The organism is Streptomyces sp. NPDC042336 (assembly GCF_055581985.1).
In genome coordinates this window covers 416,354-432,091 of the sequence record NZ_JBVJEA010000001.1, presented here as the reverse complement: position 1 = coordinate 432,091, position 15,738 = coordinate 416,354, and the positions used below count along the sequence as shown (strand labels likewise).

Below are 15,738 nucleotides of genomic sequence, written 5' to 3'. Positions count from 1 at the left end.
CGGTCACCTCTCCTTCTGCAGTACGGACAGCGCGGCGATGAGCTCTGCCTGCGGCTCGGGGTGCACCTCGAGACCGTCGAGCGGCGCCAGCCTGCGCTCCCGCTCGACGTGCATGACCCGGTCGACGTGTTCTTCGAGCAGCCGCCCGCCCCGGTCGCGCAGCCGCAGCGCGCCGTGGGCGCCGATCCGCTCGGCGAGCCGCTCCCCGGCGACGCGCGCGCGCCGCCCGCCCAGCAGCACGGTGGCGACCAGTCCGGCCACCACCCCGGGGTCCGGTGCCAGGTTCCGGTCCAGCTCGCGGACCTCGTCCTCGGCGTACTCCTCCAGTTCGCGCCGCCAGCGCCGTACGGCCATCCCGATGCGATGCTCGGCGCTCTCCGGGGCGGGGGCGCGCTCCGCGAGTTCGGGGGCGTCCGCCGCCGGTTCGTGCCGCCATGCTTCGTCGACGCGTTCGTCGGCCGCCGTGACGGCGCACAGCAGCAGGGCGGTCAGGCTCTCCACCAGCGAGTCGAGGAGCTCTTCCGGAGTGCAGTCGAGGGGGAAGGCCCGCCAGCGCTTCAGCGCGTCCCCGGCGAGCACGGCGCCCGCCTGCAGCCGGCCCCGTACGCGCGCCAGCTCCCCGTCGTAGGCGCCGTCGACGGCGGCGGTGAGCCGCAAGGCGGCGGCGTACTGGGCGGCGGTGGCACCGGCCAGCTCCGGCATCCGGGACTTGAGCGAGTCCAGGATGCCGTGCGCCGTGCGGGCCATGGCGTGGTGCCGGGCCTCGAGTTCCTGCGCCCGGTGGACGAGCCAGGAGCGCAGCGGCGCCACGGCGCTGGCCGGCAGCAGGCCGCCGCCCCAGGCCGACTCGGGCAGCTCGGGGACCGTGAAGCGGGGGACGTCGCCGAGTCCGGCCTTGGTGAGCAGCGCCCCGTACTGCCGCGACACCTCGGACACCACCTGGTGGGGCACCCGGTCGAGCACGGTGACCAGGGTGGCGTCGTACTCCTTGGCGGTGCGCAGCAGGTGCCAGGGCACCGCGTCGGCGTACCGCGCGGCCGTGGTGACCATCACCCAGATGTCGGCGGCGCAGATCAGCTCGGCCGCCAGGACCCGGTTGTCGGCGACGAGGGAGTCGACGTCGGGCGCGTCCAGGAGGGCGATGCCGGGCGGCAGGGTGTCGGCGGTCTCGACCCGGAGTACGCGCGCGGGGTTCTCGCCGGGCAGCAGCAGATCGTCGTCCGGGTCCCGGTGGGGCACCCACACGCGCGTGAGGTCGGGCAGCACCCGCATGCCGCTGAACCAGTGGTGGTCCTCCGGGTGGCACACCAGGACCGGCGTGCGGGTCGTGGGCCGCAGCACACCCGCCTCGCTGACCCGGCGTCCCACCAGGGAGTTCACCAGGGTCGACTTCCCGGCACCGGTGGACCCGCCCACCACGGCCAGCAAGGGCGCCTCCGGCTCCTTCAGGCGGGGCATCAGGTAGTCGTCGAGCTGCGCGAGCAGTTCGTCGCGGTTGGCACGCGCGCGTGGAGCCCCCGCGAGAGGCAGCGGGAAGCGTGCGGCCGCGACACGGTCGCGCAGGGCGGAGAGTGCGTCGAGCAGCTGAGGCCGTACGTCCAAGGTCACCACATGTGAAGAATGCCCAATTTTGAGGGAATTCTGAAGCATATGAGCATGATGAGCATGTCTGCGCCCTGACCGGACACTCCGGACGGAAGGGACTACTGGGACGCGAGGACAGTCCAGGCATAACGAGTGGACAACACCCGATGCGCGAGGCACCAAAAGCGATGCACGATTCGTAACTGCCTGCGATTATCGGGATCGCTTCACCGAACCTCCACATCGAGCCACGGAGGGGAAGCATCCGGGACATGGAGCCGGGAGCCCTATCCTTGTCCCCGGCGAGGTCACGGACCGGCCCACACCCGGGCACCACGACCGAGGCCACCACATCTGGCCCCCGTAGCTCAGTGGATAGAGCAGGCGCCTTCTAAGCGCTTGGCCGCAGGTTCGAGTCCTGCCGGGGGCGCCGGACTCCCTCCCTCCGGGAGGGCCCCTTCTCCGGCGCGGGCACCACCGGTCCCTTCGGCGCGGGCGTCGATCACCGGAGCCCCGCTCGCCCACCGGCGTCCCGCCCGCCACCCGCACCGCTCGCCCACCGGCGTCCCGCCCGCCTCGGTAGACTCGGCGGCCGCCACTGCCCGTTCGGCGAGAGGGACCCCCACCGTGCGACTGCGCTGCGCCGTGCTCGACGACTATCAGCGGGTGGCCACCGAGATGGCCGACTGGTCGCCGGTCGCGGACTCCGTGGACGTCGTGTCCCACGACACCCACTTCCCGGACGAGGACACCCTCGCCGCGGCCCTCGCGGACGCCGACATCGTGGTCACCCTGCGCGAACGCGTGCCGTTCCCGGGCTCGTTGCTCGCCCGGCTCCCCCGGCTGAAGCTGATCGTCGCGTCCGGCATGCGCAACAGCGTGATCGACTACGCCGCCGCCGAGGCGCACGGCGTCACCGTCTGCGGTACGGCCTCCTCCTCGACCCCGCCCGTCGAGCTGACCTGGGCCCTGCTGCTCTCTCTGGCCCGCGGCATCGTCCAGGAGGGCAACGGACTGCGCGAGGGCGGGCCCTGGCAGCAGACGGTGGGCGCCGACCTGCACGGCCGCCGGCTCGGACTGCTGGGCCTGGGGAGGATCGGCGGCCGGGTGGCCCGGGTCGGCCTGGCCTTCGGCATGCGGGTGAGCGCCTGGAGCCAGAACCTCACCCGGGAGCGCACCGACGAGGTCGGCGTCGAACTGGCCCCCTCCAAGGAGGAGCTGTTGCGGAGCGCCGACTTCGTCTCCGTCCACCTGGCGCTGGGCGAGCGCACCCGCGGCCTGCTGGGCCCCGCCGAACTGGCCCTGCTCAAGCCGACCGCCTACCTGGTCAACACCTCGCGCGCGGCGATCGTCGACCAGGAGGCGCTGCTCGCCGCGCTGCACGGGGGCCGCATCGCCGGCGCGGGCGTGGACGTCTTCGACACCGAGCCGCTGCCCGCCGGTCACCCGATGCGCACCGCTCCGCGCCTGCTCGCGACCCCCCACCTGGGCTACGTCTCGCACGCCAACTACGCCACGTACTACGGCCAGGCCGTCGAGGCGATCGCGGCCTACCTCGCGGGCTCCCCCGTACGGCGGCTGCCCGTGCCTCCCGCCCCGGCGTAGAGAGGCTCAGGCGGTGCCCGTCCGGGCGGCGTCCGCCGGGCGCGCGTAGATGCCCTCGCTCCGGCGCAGGTGGCCGAAGTCCACCAGGTGGCGCCGGAGCGTCACATGGTCGACCTCGCCGTCCTCGCACCAGGCGCGCAGCTTCTCGTCGACGGTGCGCTCCGGGTACTCCACACCGGGTGCGAAGGTCTGCTCGGCGATGTGCCGCAGCACCACCTTCTTGCGCGTCCAGCGCGCGGGGAGGCGGACCAGCCGGCCGTTCCTGACGAAGGTCCGCACGATCATGCCGGCCCGGCCGTCGTCGTCCGCCGCGGCGGGGTCCTCGGACGCCTGCGACGCCGGGCGGCCGGCGCGGGCCAGCTCCCTGAAGCGGTCGTGGACGACGACGAGTCCGCCGTCCTCCCCGGAGGCCACCACGCCCTGCTCCCGCAGTCGGCGCAGCGCGCCGGACGTCTCCTTCGCGGAGAGGCCGGCCGCCCGGGCCACCTGCGCGGCGTCGCCCGCGCCCAGCGCCACGGCCGCGAAGGCCCGGACCCGGCTCTCCTCGGCGAAGAGGGCGGGCAGCGCGGCGAGCGCGGACGGCAGTGGCGAACCCTCCGCAGCCGACCGGGACGGCTGAGCCCGCTGAGGCCACCGGCCCGACTGGGGCGACGGAGACCGCTGAGGCGACGGAGACCGCTGAGGCGACGACTGAGACGGCTGGGGCAACTGAGACGGCTGGAAAGACTCGGAATCCTCGGCGGACGAGTCGGATCGGTCATTCGGCATGCCGGGAGGCTAGTGGACACACCGGCGCGCACGGGAACGGTTTTCCGCGGGCCGCCATCCGCCGTATCCCGCCCGCTCAAAAAGGGTGATCCGTACATTCCCCCCGTGACTCGCTGCGACCGAGTGCGTTGAACCGGCAGTGCGGTGGCGCGTCCTGCCGCCGTGCTCCCCGAGTCAGAAGGAGAACGTGATGTCTCGCATCGCGAAGGCCGCCGGCATCGCCCTCGGCGCCGGTGCCGTAGTGCTCAGCGGCACCGGCATGGCCATGGCGGACGCGGGCGCGGAGGGCGCGGCCGTCGGCTCGCCCGGTGTCCTGTCCGGCAACGTCGTCCAGGTCCCCGTGCACGTGCCGGTCAACGTCTGCGGCAACACCATCGACGTCATCGGCCTGCTGAACCCGGCATTCGGCAACAGCTGCGAAAACGGCGACGACGACGACAAGAGCGGCGGCTACGGCGGCTGAGTCCGCAAAGGCACCCGAGGAGCCCCGGCCTTCCCAGCCGGGGCTCCTCCCGTGTCCGGGGACCGACGGCCCCGGGGACCGACGGTCCCGGCGCCGGACGCCGGGCGGTCGGCTCAGGCGTACCGGTAGATCCGGCCGACGTCCTCCAGCTCGTCCGGCGTCACGTCCCACGGCGGCAGCCGCTCGTGCCGTGCGACGATCCGCCCGCGCTGCGCGCTGCCCCGGCCGGGCGGCTCGGCGGGCAGGTAGCGGGCGCCGCGGTGACGGGCCTGCCAGCGCGACCACTGGAGGTCGACGAAGGCGTGGTGCAGCCAGAACACCGGGTCGTTGACGGAGGCGCCGCCGACCATGGCCCCGCCGACCCAGCGGTGCACGCGGTTGTGGTTGCGCCAGGAGACGCTGCCCCGGCCGGACCCCCACCCCTCCAGCTTGTTCCGGAACCCCTTGCGGACCGTGGAGTCGTAGGGCGAGGTGTCGTACGTCGGGTCGTCCAGCGCCCACTCCAGGTCGCTCTTCGAGGGCAGGGCGAGGGGGTCGCCGGCGCGTCCGAGGTCCCGGGTGAGGTACTCCGTGTCGGTGACATTCACCTTGATGGTCCACTTGCCCCCGGCGTGGGCGAACGGACCGGTGGTGACCCGGTGGTCGGAACGCCGCCCGGTGCCGCCCAGGAGGTCCGCGGTCCAGGGCGTCGACTTGGCGCTGCGGTCCTTCGTCCAGTCCCAGTACGGCACGGTGACCGACGAGTCGACCCGGCGGAGCGCCTCCTCCAGGTCCAGCACGAACCGGCGGTGCCAGGGCAGGAAGGACGGGGCCATGTGCGCCGTACGCAGTCCGTCCTCGCCGTCGGAGACGTAGTACTCGATGTGGGTGCGCACGAACTCGTCGTACTCGCCGCGTCGTTTGATCTCCAGCAGCGCGTTGACGAACCGTCGCTTCTCGGTGCGGGTCAGCGTGCTGACGTCCTTACGCGTGTACGCCATGCCGCCCCCCGGAGTGCCGGCCGTGACCGGTGGACGGTGTGTCGCGCAGGTGCTCGCCGGGGCCGAGTTCGTCGACGGCGCCGCGGGCCGCTTCGAGCGGCGTGGGGTACGAGCGGTAGTGGTCGACCATGCTCAGCCAGCTGCCGTCGGCCCGGCGCATCAGGTGCAGCGGGCGGCCGTCCACGGTGACCTGCCAGGTGCCGGCGCCCACGGCCCGGCCCGCGGCGGAGCGGATGCCCCGGATGCGCCGGCCGCGGTAGGTCTCGTCGAAGGCGGCTCCCTCGACGGGCTCGGCGGCGTGCGGCCCGGGGTGGGCGGGGCGCGGTCCGGGGTGGGCGGGGCGCGGTCCGGGGTGGGCGGGGCGCGGTCCGGCGAGGGCGGCCTGTGCGCCCTCGGCGGTCTCGGCGGCCTCCGCCGCCCGGGAGGGGCGCGAGGCGGCGATCAGGGGCGCCAGGCCGACGGCGAGGGCGGGGGCGAGCAGCCCCCGCATCACCTGCCGCCGGGTGCCGGGGGCGCCGGACCCCGGCCCGCCTCTCGCCGAATCGTCCGCCGCGTGTTCCCGCTTCCGCTCCGCGCCGCTCCCCGGCGCTTCGTTCGCTGTCGTGCCCGCGTTGCCGACCATGGCTCACTCCTCGTCAGGTTCCGTTGGTCCGCACCGCTAACCGAGCGGCGGGCCCCGCGGTCACCGCGCGCAGGGCCAGTCGGAGCACGGCCGCTCGGCCGGGCGAGGTCGCCGGAGGGTTACAGCCCCGGTCCGACACCCAGGTCGGCCACCGGGACCGTCTGGACCACCGGGGCGAGCACGCCGACCTCCGGAAGCTTGGGCGCGGGCAGGCCGAGGGTCTCGGGGTTCGGCGCGGTGAGCGGGGCGTCCAGGGACAGCCCCGGCGCCAGGGTGCGCACCTCGGCGGCGGGGGCGTCGACGCCGGCGTGGTCGAACTCGTCGCCGAGGACGTGCGGCAGCGGCTGGCGCACGTCGGCGCCGGGCAGCCCGCCGCGCACCGGCAGCTGCGGCAGCGTCCGCTCCGGCAGCAGCCGTCCCTCGACGTACTGCGGCCCCTCCGGCGCGCCCGCCGTCGGCACGGGCAGCTCGCCGGCCACCTCGGGCAGCTCCATGCCGAGCGCCGTCTCCGCGCCGCCCAGCGGCACCGGCACGGGAACCGCGTGTGCCGCGGCGGCGGGGGTCGCGGCCACGCCCACGGCGGCGGCCACACCGGTGACGACGGCGGCCAGGGTTCGTCTGGTGGTCGGCTTCATGACAGGCACGGTCCCTTTCGAGAAGGCGGGGGTACGGCTTCGGGAGGGCGGGGGTACGGCTTCGGTACGGCGGGGAGCGGGGTGGCTCAGCCGCCGAGCGGGAGGCCGCCCAGCAGGCCGCTCGCGGAGTTCAGCTTCGTGGTCGCACCCTTCACGGTGTGCAGCACGGAGTCCTTGTTCTCGGTGTCCAGCGCGTCGGACCGCGCTTCCGACTGGTGCTTGATCGGCATGACGTCGATGGGCTCGGCGGTCAGCGCGTTCACGGCGCCGTTGAGGCTGGTGGGCGTGAGCGCGGCGGCGTCGGAGGCGTCGTAGGCGAACGCCGGCACGGCGGAGCCGGCGGCGACCAGGGAACCGGCGACGACGGCGGCGGCCTTGAGGGACTTCATCGTGTTCCTTTCCTTTCTCCCGGCGATCCGTGTCACCGGAGGTGTTGCTGACGCCCTCCCTAACGACCTGCGCCGGACCCGGAAACTCCGCCGTCCGGAAGACACCGGAAGACATATGAGATCTCCGGACACCGAAAGGGCCGCCGCACCTCCGGGAGGGGAGGCGCGACGGCCCGGTGGCCTGCTCGGCGTCAGGACGGGTCCGCGGGCGCGGCGGCATCCGGCGCCGCGGCATCCGGCGTGGTGGCTTCCGGCGTGGTGGCTACGCCGGGCAGCCCTGCCAGGTCCGCGGCGGGCAGCCCGTTGCCGACCAGCGTGGCGGCGACGACGTTCACGACGCCGGTCATCAGGTCCTTGACGGCCGGGCTCACCTGCTCGGCGGTGCCGGAGGTGGTGGCCTTGACCAGGGCGTCGACCTGCTTCTGCAGGGCGGCGTTCGCGGCCGCGGACAGGTCGGACGCCGCCACCGTGCCGTCGTCGCTCTGCGCCGTGACAGGCGCGGGGAGGGTGACCGGGGTGTCGGTGCCGGCCTCCGGCGTGGTCGCGGCCGGCGGCTGGGCCGGGGTGCTCGTGCCGGGGGTGGTCGCCGCGTCGCCGGCGTCCGTGTCCGCCGCCTCCGCCTTGGCGAGGGCGTCCTTGACGGCGGCGGAGAGCTTGTCGGCGTCCGTGGCGGAGAGCCGGCCGTTGTCGGCCTTGAGGACGGCGCTGAGCATGTCGGTGACGGGCGTGAGCACCCCGCCCAGGCCGGCCAGGCTGCCGACCTGGCTCTGCAGTTCCTCGGCGTCGGGGAGGGGGGCGCGGGACGCCGTGTGGGTGCGTTCCCGGACCGAGTCGCCGTCGGCCGCCATCACCGCCGGGCCGGAGAGGCCGATCAGCAGGCCGGCGCAGAGAGCGGAGGTGGCGATTCGCCGTGCGGGCAGACGCATGGGGGGTTCCTTTCGGTGGTGCGTCGGATGTTGTGCCCACCGTGGAATCGCCCTCGGCGCTCTGCAACGCAGGCGCCCACTCCGTGCGCCCCGGCCACCCTGCTCGCGGGCCGCGTCTTACCTGGTGAGACGCCCTGTCAAGGTCCGTGCGCCGTGTCGCGGCCGGGTCCCCCCATTCGGGGCAGCACACCGCCGTCCGCGCGGCAACGCGAACCGGCCGCCCGCTCGCGGAGGAACCGCGGTGCGGACGGCCGGTGCGGCAAGTGGTGAGCCGACGTCAGTCGTTCTCGCACTCGTTGCCGAACGCCGGGTTCAGCAGGCCGATGATGTCGATGGTGTTGCCACAGACGTTGACCGGGATGTGGACCGGGACCTGCACCACGTTGCCGGACAGGACGCCCGGGGAGTGGGCGGCGGCGGCCTGCGCGCCGCTGTCGGCGGCGGCGACACCGGCGGTGCCCGCCACCGCGGCGGCGGCGACGGAGGTCAGGGCCAGGCCCTTCGCGATACGCGACATGGAGAAGTGCTCCTTGGGGTTGTACACACATCCGGGCGGCTGCCCGGCGCAGTGTCAACGCGTGGCACGGGCGCGAGTTGTGCCGCCAAAGGGGTGATCTCGCGAAGGACCGGCGTTCACAAATCCAACACAGTTACCCGGTTTCGCCGTATTAGTACGGATAGCAGCTAGAGTCCCACACCATTCGACGCACCCGTATGCCGCGTCGCGGCCGGCGCCCCGCGGCCGGGCGCGTTCCCGCCCGTCCCGAGCATTCTCCGTGAGCGAGGAAACGCGCATGCACCTGCCACCGACCGGCTTACGGCCACGGGTTCTGCACCTCACCCAACCGGTGGACGGCGGGGTCGCCCGGGTGGTGACGGATCTGACGCGGGCTCAGCTCGCCTCCGGACTGCGCGTCGCGGTCGCCTGCCCCGGCGGGGACCTCGCCGACCGGCTGCGTGCGCTCGGCGCCGACGTACGGCACTGGCCGGCGACCCGCTCGCCGGGCCCGTCGCTGGTGCCGGAGGTACGGCGGCTCGTCCGCGTGGTCGAGGACGTACGGCCCGACCTGGTGCACGCGCACAGCGCCAAGGCCGGCCTGGCCGGGCGGCTCGCCGTGCGGGGCCGGGTCCCGACCGTGTTCCAGCCGCACGCCTGGTCGTTCGAGGCGGTCGGTGGGGCCGCCGCGCGCCTCGCACTGGGCTGGGAGCGGTGGTCGGCGCGGTGGACGGCGCGGACGGTGTGCGTGAGCGAGGCCGAACGGCTGCGGGGGGTGCGGGTCGGGCTGCGCGGGCCCTGGGCGGTGATCCCGAACGGCGTCGACGTCACCCGCGTGTCCGCCGACGCCCCCGGCGACGTGGCCGGTGTGCGGCAGCGGCACGGCGTCGGCTCCCGCACCCCGCTGGTGGTCTGCGTGGGGCGGCTGTGCCGGCAGAAGGGGCAGGACGTCCTGCTGAGCGCCTGGGAACCGGTCCTCGCGCGGGTGCCGGGCGCCCGGCTGGTCCTCGTCGGCGACGGCCCGGACCGCGCCCGGCTGGCCGCACGGGCCCCCGCGTCCGTGCTGTTCACCGGGGCCGTCGCCGACGCCGCCGCCTGGTACCGGGCCGCCGACCTGGTCGTCCTGCCGTCGCGCTGGGAGGGCATGGCGCTGGCCCCGCTGGAGGCGATGGCCTGCGGGCGGCCCGTCGTGGTGACCGACGTGGACGGCGCCCGCGAGGGTCTGTCGCCCGCTCTCGTACCGCACTGCCTGGTGCCGCCCGAGGATCCCGCGGCGCTGGCCGACGCCACCGCCGCGCTCCTGCTCGACGCGCCGCTGCGCGCCTCGCTCGGCCGCCGGGCGCGGGCACACGTCCGGTCCGCGCACGACGTACGGCACACGGCCGCGGCGGTCGCGGGCCTGTACGGCGACCTCCTGGCCGGCGTACGGCCCACGACCGCGGCGGACACCGGCGACGGCGTCGCCGACCGCATCGGCGACATCGGCGACCGGCCCGCGGCCGCGGGGCGGTCGGCCGTCGTGCCCATCGAGTGCAGGGAGTCCACCCACCCGTGACCGCGGAAAGCACCGTTCCCTCCCCCGCCGGCCAGTCGCGCGACCTCGGCTCCTCCCCCGTCGCGGTGCTGCCGCGGCGCGACGGCACCGCGGGCCCGCGGCAGCCCGCCCGGCGCCCCGCCCCACGGCCGGACTCACCGCTGCCGCTGCTCCTCGCGGACGGCACGGCGGCCCTGCCGGGCTCGCTGGTCCTCACCGGCGCCCCGCACCAACCACTGCTCGCGGTCCTGCTGGTGGCCGCCTCGCTGCTGCTGCGTCCCCGGCCGCGCCCGGCCCGTTGGACGACCGGCGCGCTGGACGACCTGCCCGCCCTGTGCGGCCGGACCGCGGTGGTGTGGCTGGCGCTCGCGGCGCTCGTCGCGGCGTACGCCCCGCCGCACGCGCTGTCCGTGGGCACCCTGTGCGCCGGTTTCCTGCTGCACACGGTGACGGGCTGCGCCGGGCGGGGTGCCGTGCACCGCAGACGCCGTACGGCGCTGCTGGACCACCCCCGCGCCGTCCTCGTCGTCGGCCCCGCCGCCACCGCGCAGCGCGTGGCCTCGGCGCTGCTGCGCCACCCGCGCTGCGGGATGCGCCCGGTCGGGATCGTCACCGACGACCCGGGTGGCACCGCGGGCCTGCCTGTGCTGTCCACGGGCGAGGAGGTGCGGCGGGCGGTCGTGCAGAACGGCGTACGGGACGTCCTGGCCGTGGCCCCCTCGGCACGGCCCGGGCAGGCGGCGCTGCTGCGGGCGCCGGCCGAGTCGGGCTGCGCGGTGTGGGAGCTGGACGCCGAGGCCCCCGCGTACGCCGACGCTCCCGCCCGCCCGGGCGGGGACCGGATCGCCGGGTTCTCCTGCCGGCGTCTGGAACCGGCGGCGCGGCGGCCGGGCGGCGCCGGCAAGCGGGTCCTGGACGTGACGGTGTCCGGGGCGCTGTTGCTGCTGCTGAGCCCCCTGCTGCTGGCCTGTGCCGCGGTGCTGCGGGTGGTGGGCGGTCCCGGCGTGCTGTTCCGGCAGGAGCGCGTCGGGGAGGGCGGCAGGCCGTTCACGCTGCTGAAGTTCCGTACCCACCGACCGGCGGACGAGCACGAGTCGGCGACCCGGTGGAGCGTGGCGGACGAACGCCGGATGCCGTGGTTCTGCCGCTTCCTGCGGCGCACCTCGCTGGACGAGCTGCTCCAGCTGTGGAACGTCTTCCGGGGCGACATGAGCCTGGTCGGCCCGCGGCCCGAACGCCCGTACTTCGTGGCCCGGTTCAGCCAGGCCCACCCCGGCTACGCGGCCCGCCACCGGATGCCGGCCGGGATCACCGGCCTGGCTCAGATCAACGGGTTGCGCGGGGACACGTCCATCGAGGACCGGGCCCGCTTCGACAACGCCTACATCGACGACTGGTCGCTGTGGCGGGACGTGTGCATCCTGCTGCGCACGGCCGCCGCGCTCGTGCGCCCCACGGGGAGCTGACCCAGGTGGCCCACGCCCTGCCCTTGCGGCCGACGGCGCGCGTACGGCGGCCGCCGCCCGTGCTGGCCGTGGTCGCCGTCGTCGCGCTGCTCGCGCTGCCCCTCGCCCCGGACGACGGGGGCGGCGCGCACCCGGCCGACGCGGTCTCGGCGCTGGCCGTGCTGTACTGCGCGCTGCGGCTGGTGCGGGACCGGCGGCGCCCGCTGTCCCGTACGGCGGCCGTGGTGCTCGGTCTGCCCGTGCTGGGCCTGGCCGTCGCCGCCGCGGGCGCGCTGTCGCCCGGGGCGGGGCCGGCCGGACTCGGCCGCTACCTCCAGGTCTTCGTCCTGGTCCCGGCGGCCGTACTGCTGCTCGTCCGCGACCGGGGCGACGTACGGCTGCTCACCTGGTCGATGGTGGGGCTGGCCCTGTGGCAGGGGGCGGTCGGGGCGCACCAGTACGTGACCGGGACCGGCGCCTCCTACCAGGGCGAGCGGATCCGGGCGGTGGGCACCTTCGGGCCGCAGGACGTGATGGGGATGGCGACCGTGGTCTCCCTGGGGCTGGTCTGCGCGGTGGGGCTGGCGCTGGGCCGGACACCGGTGCGGCAGCGGCTGCTCGCCGCCGGGTGCGCGCTCGCCCTGCTGCTGCCGCTCGCCCTGTCGTTCAGCCGCGGGGCGTGGATCGCGACGGCGGTGACGTGCGCGGTGCAGCTGCTGCTCGCGGGGGCGCGCAGGGCGCTGGCGGTGGGCGCGGCCGTGGTCGCGGCGGCGGTGGTGCTGGTGGGCGGCTTCGGGGTCGGTACGGCGATGCTCCAGGAGCGGGTCGGCAGCATCACGGAGGTCACCGACGCCCCCGACCAGTCGGTGACCGACCGTTACACGATGTGGGCGGCGGCGGCCGGGATGTGGCGGGAGCGGCCGCTGACCGGGGTGGGGCTGAAGGGCTTTCCCGAACACCGGGACGCGCACGCCTCGTTGGCGCTGTCCTCGGGCAGCGAGACCGACGGCGCGGGCGCCGGGTACCGCAGGCAGCCGCTGCTGTCCCCGCACAACATGTACCTGCTGGTGCTGGCCGAGCAGGGGCTGATCGGGCTGGTGGCGCTGGCCGGGAGCTGGCTGGCGCTGCTCGTGCTGGGCCTGCGCGGGCTGATCGCCGTGCGGCGGGACCGGGGCTCGGTGCCGGACTGCGCGTTCGTCGCCTGCGGGCTGCTCGTGTGGCAGCTGACCGACTTCGCGTACGCCGACATCGGCGGCCCGTCGACCGTGCTGACGGCGGTGTGCCTGGGGCTCGCGGCCTGGTGGGCGCTGGGTTCCGCCGCGCGGGAGGTGCCGGAGCGGTGACCACGGCCTCGCCGCACACGACGGGCGAAGCGGGCGCACCCCACGGTGCGGGCCCGGCCGACTCCCCACCGGCCTGGGCACCCGCGCGGGCTCCCGATACCGCGGCCTCCACGCGGCACGCGGGCCCCCGGACCGAGGCCCCGCAGGCGGAGACCGCACCCGGCGTGGAGAGCCGCTCCTCGGGGCGTTTCCTCGCCCGCGCCGCCTTCGTCACGGCCGTGTTCTCGGTGGCCGGGTCGGTGCTCGGGCTGGCCCGGGACCAGGCGCTGGCCCGGCTGTTCGGGGCCGGGAGCGAGACGGACGCCTTCCTGGTGGCGTGGACGGTGCCCGAGTTCGCGGCGACGCTGCTGATCGAGGACGGGCTGGCCTTCGCGCTGGTCCCGATGTTCAGCCTGGCGCTGGCCCGCCGCGCGCGGGGCGCCCCCGGTGACCCGGTCCGCGCGCTGGTCGCCTCGACCCTGCCCCGGCTGGCCCTGGCCTTCGCCGCGGCCGGTGCGCTGGTCGCCGCCGCCGCGCCGGTGCTGGTGCGGGCCCTGGCGCCGGGGCTGGCCGACCACGCCCTCGCCGTGGACTGCACGAGGCTCACCGCCACCTGCGTCGTCAGCTTCGGGCTCGCCGGGTACTGCAGCGCCGCGCTGCGGGCGCACCGCCGGTTCCCCGCACCGGCGGCGATCTACGTCGCCTACAACACCGGCATCATCACGGCGATGTTCGTGCTCGGCGGGCGCTGGGGGGTGCGCTCGGCGGCGGCCGGTGTCGCGGTGGGCGGGGTTCTGATGGTGGCGGCCCAGTTGCCGTCGCTGCTGGGCCAGATGCGACGCCGGGACGGCGACGAGTGCGCGCCCCGCACCACGGACGCGGAGCACCCGCGGCCGCGCATCACGGACGCGGAGCACCCGCCGGTCACCACGGACGGCGCGGGCGCAGTGGGCGCCGCGGCCGGAGAACCCCCTCCAGCCATCACGCACAGCGCACGCCCATCAGCCACCACGGACAACGCACACCCGTCGGCCACCACGCACAGCACCCGCCCATCAGCCACCACGCACAGCGCACACCCGTCGGCCACCACGCACAGCACCCGCCCATCAGCCACCACGCACAGCGCACACCCATCGGCCACCACGCACAGCGCACACCCATCAGCCACCACGCACAGCGCACACCCATCGGCCACCACGCACAGCACCCGCCCATCAGCCACCACGGACAACGCACACCCGTCGGGCACCACGGACAGCGCACGCCCGTCGGGCGTCGTGGACGGTGCGCGTCCCCTCGCCCTCGCTCTGTTCGGGACCGTGCTGCTGTTCGCCCTGTGCCGTCAGTCCCAGGTCCTCATCGAGCGCTTCCTGGCCTCCGGGCTCCCCTCCGGGGCCATCTCGCACCTCAACTACGCGCAGAAGGTCGCCCAGATCCCGATGACGCTGTCGCTGATGCTGTGCACGGTCACCTTCCCGGTGGTGGCCCGCGCGCTGGCCGACGGCGACACGGAGCGGGCCCGCGACCGGGTCGAGCGGGACGTGGCGCTGGCCGCCGGTCTGGTGCTCGTCGGCGCGGCCACCGTCGTCGCCTGCGCGCCGCAGATCGTCCATCTGCTCTTCCAGCGCGGCGCGTTCACGGCGGCCGACACGGCGGCGACCGCGGACGTCATGCGCGTGTACGCGCTGGGGCTGCTCGGCCAGACGGTGGTGGGCGCGCTGGCCCGCTCCTACTTCTCGGCGGGCCACGCCTCCTGGTACCCGTTCGGCGCGATGGCCGTTGGCGTCGTCGTCACCGGCGTCGTGGGCGTCCGCGCGGTCGGCCCGTGGGGCGTGTCCGGCATCGCCGCCGCCAACGCCGCCGGCATCACCGTCACCGCCGCCCTGCTGCTCGCCGGGATGGGCCCGCGCAGCGTGCCGGTGCGGGTCCGGCGGGTCCTGGCCGACCTGGGCCGGCCGCTGCTGGCCGCGGTCGTGGCGACCGGCGCGGGCGCGCTGGCCGCGGACCGGGTCACCGGCTCCGGGGGCCCGGCGGCCGACGTCACGCGGGCCGGTCTCTCGCTGGCCGCCGGCGCCGCGACCGTCGGCGGCGTCTTCGTCGTCCTGGGCCTCGCCCTGGGCGTCCAGGGTCTCGGTCCCGCTCTGGGGTCGGTCCGCTCCGTACGTTTCCCCCACCCCGTCACACGAAGGCTCCCTCATGGCCGTTCCCGCTACCGGTTCCCCTTCCGCCACCACCATCGCTGACCCCCGCCCCGGCCCCGTCCCCTGGGTCGCCATGTACCACTCCGTCGGCGACTGCTCGGACGACCCGTACCGCATCACGGTCACGCCCGGCCGGCTGGACGCGCAGCTGGGCTGGCTGCGGCGGCGCGGGCTGCGCGGCGTGCCGGTCGGCGAGCTGCTGGCCGCCCGCGCCCGGGGCGGCGGCCGGGACCTGGTGGGGCTGACCTTCGACGACGGCTACGCCGACTTCGTCGAGCACGCGCTGCCGTGCCTGCGCCGCTGGGGCTGCGGGGCGACCCTCTTCGTGCTGCCCGGACGGCTCGGCGGCGACAACGCCTGGGACCCGCTAGGCCCGCGCAAGCCCCTGCTGACCGCCGACGGCGTCCGCCGCGCCGCCGCCGAGGGCGTCGAGATCGGCTCGCACGGTCTCACCCACGTCGACCTCACCACGGCGGACGACGCCACGCTGACCGCCGAGACCGCCGGGAGCAGGGCCCTGCTCGCGGAGTTGACCGGCGCCGAGGTCGCCGGCTTCTGCTACCCGTACGGCACGGTCGACGCCCGCGCCGCCGACGCCGTGCGCGCCGCCGGCTACACCTACGCATGCGCCATCGATCCCGGGCCGTTGACCGGCCCGTACGCCTTGCCGCGCGTGCACGTGGGCCAGAACGACACCTCCGTACGGCTACTGCTGAAGATGCGGCTGCACCGCCTGCGCCGCCGGGCCCCGGCGGGAGTGTGAGG

At 75.5% G+C, this 15,738-nt stretch carries 15 protein-coding genes and 1 tRNA gene; 8 read left to right on the top strand and 8 right to left on the bottom strand.

The features are described from left to right. Window positions 1-3: 3 nt before the first annotated feature. Window positions 4-1,611, bottom strand: a complete 1,608-nt coding sequence (locus ACZ6IM_RS02135; protein ID WP_052838090.1) for a dynamin family protein — start codon at window positions 1,609-1,611, stop codon at window positions 4-6. A 330-nt stretch (window positions 1,612-1,941) separates the two neighbouring features. Here ACZ6IM_RS02135 and ACZ6IM_RS02130 point away from each other — a divergent pair. Both ACZ6IM_RS02130 and ACZ6IM_RS02125 read left to right on the top strand, forming a co-directional pair. Beyond that, a tRNA-Arg gene (locus ACZ6IM_RS02130) sits at window positions 1,942-2,014 on the top strand. Window positions 2,015-2,211: 197 nt separating this feature from the next. Continuing rightward, window positions 2,212-3,189, top strand: coding sequence for a D-2-hydroxyacid dehydrogenase family protein (locus ACZ6IM_RS02125; protein ID WP_052838089.1), 978 nt, complete (start codon window positions 2,212-2,214; stop codon window positions 3,187-3,189). A 6-nt stretch (window positions 3,190-3,195) separates the two neighbouring features. On the opposite strand, the gene ACZ6IM_RS02120 is transcribed toward ACZ6IM_RS02125, so the two are convergent. Next, the gene (locus tag ACZ6IM_RS02120) at window positions 3,196-3,774 is read right to left on the bottom strand and encodes a DUF2087 domain-containing protein (RefSeq protein WP_052838289.1); all 579 of its coding nucleotides are present in this window, start codon (window positions 3,772-3,774) and stop codon (window positions 3,196-3,198) included. A gap of 373 nt (window positions 3,775-4,147) precedes the next feature. Here ACZ6IM_RS02120 and chpF point away from each other — a divergent pair, with 373 nt between their 5' ends. Then, the gene (gene chpF, locus ACZ6IM_RS02115; protein WP_052838088.1) at window positions 4,148-4,420 is read left to right on the top strand and encodes a chaplin ChpF; all 273 of its coding nucleotides are present in this window, start codon (window positions 4,148-4,150) and stop codon (window positions 4,418-4,420) included. Between the two features lie 113 nt (window positions 4,421-4,533). Here chpF and ACZ6IM_RS02110 read toward each other — a convergent pair whose 3' ends face one another. The 6 genes from ACZ6IM_RS02110 to chpG form a co-directional block, all read right to left on the bottom strand. Beyond that, window positions 4,534-5,400, bottom strand: a complete 867-nt coding sequence (locus tag ACZ6IM_RS02110; RefSeq protein WP_052838087.1) for a tyrosinase family protein — start codon at window positions 5,398-5,400, stop codon at window positions 4,534-4,536. Then, entirely contained in the window at window positions 5,384-6,022 is a 639-nt protein-coding gene (locus ACZ6IM_RS02105) for a tyrosinase family oxidase copper chaperone (RefSeq protein WP_052838086.1), read from the bottom strand. Before ACZ6IM_RS02105 ends, ACZ6IM_RS02110 begins: the two co-directional genes overlap by 17 nt. Window positions 6,023-6,141: 119 nt before the next feature. Then, complete coding sequence (locus ACZ6IM_RS02100) at window positions 6,142-6,657, bottom strand: hypothetical protein (protein ID WP_052838085.1); 516 nt, start codon at window positions 6,655-6,657, stop codon at window positions 6,142-6,144. An 86-nt stretch (window positions 6,658-6,743) separates the two neighbouring features. After that, the gene (locus ACZ6IM_RS02095; RefSeq protein ID WP_052838084.1) at window positions 6,744-7,046 is read right to left on the bottom strand and encodes a hypothetical protein; all 303 of its coding nucleotides are present in this window, start codon (window positions 7,044-7,046) and stop codon (window positions 6,744-6,746) included. A gap of 191 nt (window positions 7,047-7,237) precedes the next feature. Next, complete coding sequence (locus ACZ6IM_RS02090; RefSeq protein WP_052838083.1) at window positions 7,238-7,972, bottom strand: hypothetical protein; 735 nt, start codon at window positions 7,970-7,972, stop codon at window positions 7,238-7,240. Between the two features lie 277 nt (window positions 7,973-8,249). Then, window positions 8,250-8,489, bottom strand: a complete 240-nt coding sequence (chpG, locus tag ACZ6IM_RS02085; RefSeq protein ID WP_030179666.1) for a chaplin ChpG — start codon at window positions 8,487-8,489, stop codon at window positions 8,250-8,252. Between the two features lie 277 nt (window positions 8,490-8,766). On the opposite strand from chpG, the gene ACZ6IM_RS02080 reads away from it, so the two are divergent. From ACZ6IM_RS02080 to ACZ6IM_RS02060, 5 genes are read left to right on the top strand one after another with little or no spacing between them, the layout of a single operon-like run. Beyond that, entirely contained in the window at window positions 8,767-10,023 is a 1,257-nt protein-coding gene (locus tag ACZ6IM_RS02080) for a glycosyltransferase (protein ID WP_469553869.1), read from the top strand. Further along, window positions 10,020-11,468, top strand: a complete 1,449-nt coding sequence (locus ACZ6IM_RS02075) for an exopolysaccharide biosynthesis polyprenyl glycosylphosphotransferase (RefSeq protein WP_469553867.1) — start codon at window positions 10,020-10,022, stop codon at window positions 11,466-11,468. The genes ACZ6IM_RS02080 and ACZ6IM_RS02075 overlap by 4 nt, the downstream gene beginning before the upstream one ends. A gap of 5 nt (window positions 11,469-11,473) precedes the next feature. Further along, complete coding sequence (locus ACZ6IM_RS02070) at window positions 11,474-12,790, top strand: O-antigen ligase family protein (RefSeq protein ID WP_052838080.1); 1,317 nt, start codon at window positions 11,474-11,476, stop codon at window positions 12,788-12,790. Next, entirely contained in the window at window positions 12,787-15,015 is a 2,229-nt protein-coding gene (locus ACZ6IM_RS02065) for a lipid II flippase MurJ (RefSeq protein ID WP_469553865.1), read from the top strand. Before ACZ6IM_RS02070 ends, ACZ6IM_RS02065 begins: the two co-directional genes overlap by 4 nt. Before the next feature lie 31 nt (window positions 15,016-15,046). After that, window positions 15,047-15,736 carry a polysaccharide deacetylase family protein gene (locus tag ACZ6IM_RS02060; protein WP_052838287.1) on the top strand — a complete coding sequence of 230 codons (690 nt, stop codon included), beginning with the start codon at window positions 15,047-15,049 and terminating at the stop codon, window positions 15,734-15,736. Window positions 15,737-15,738: the final 2 nt, after the last annotated feature.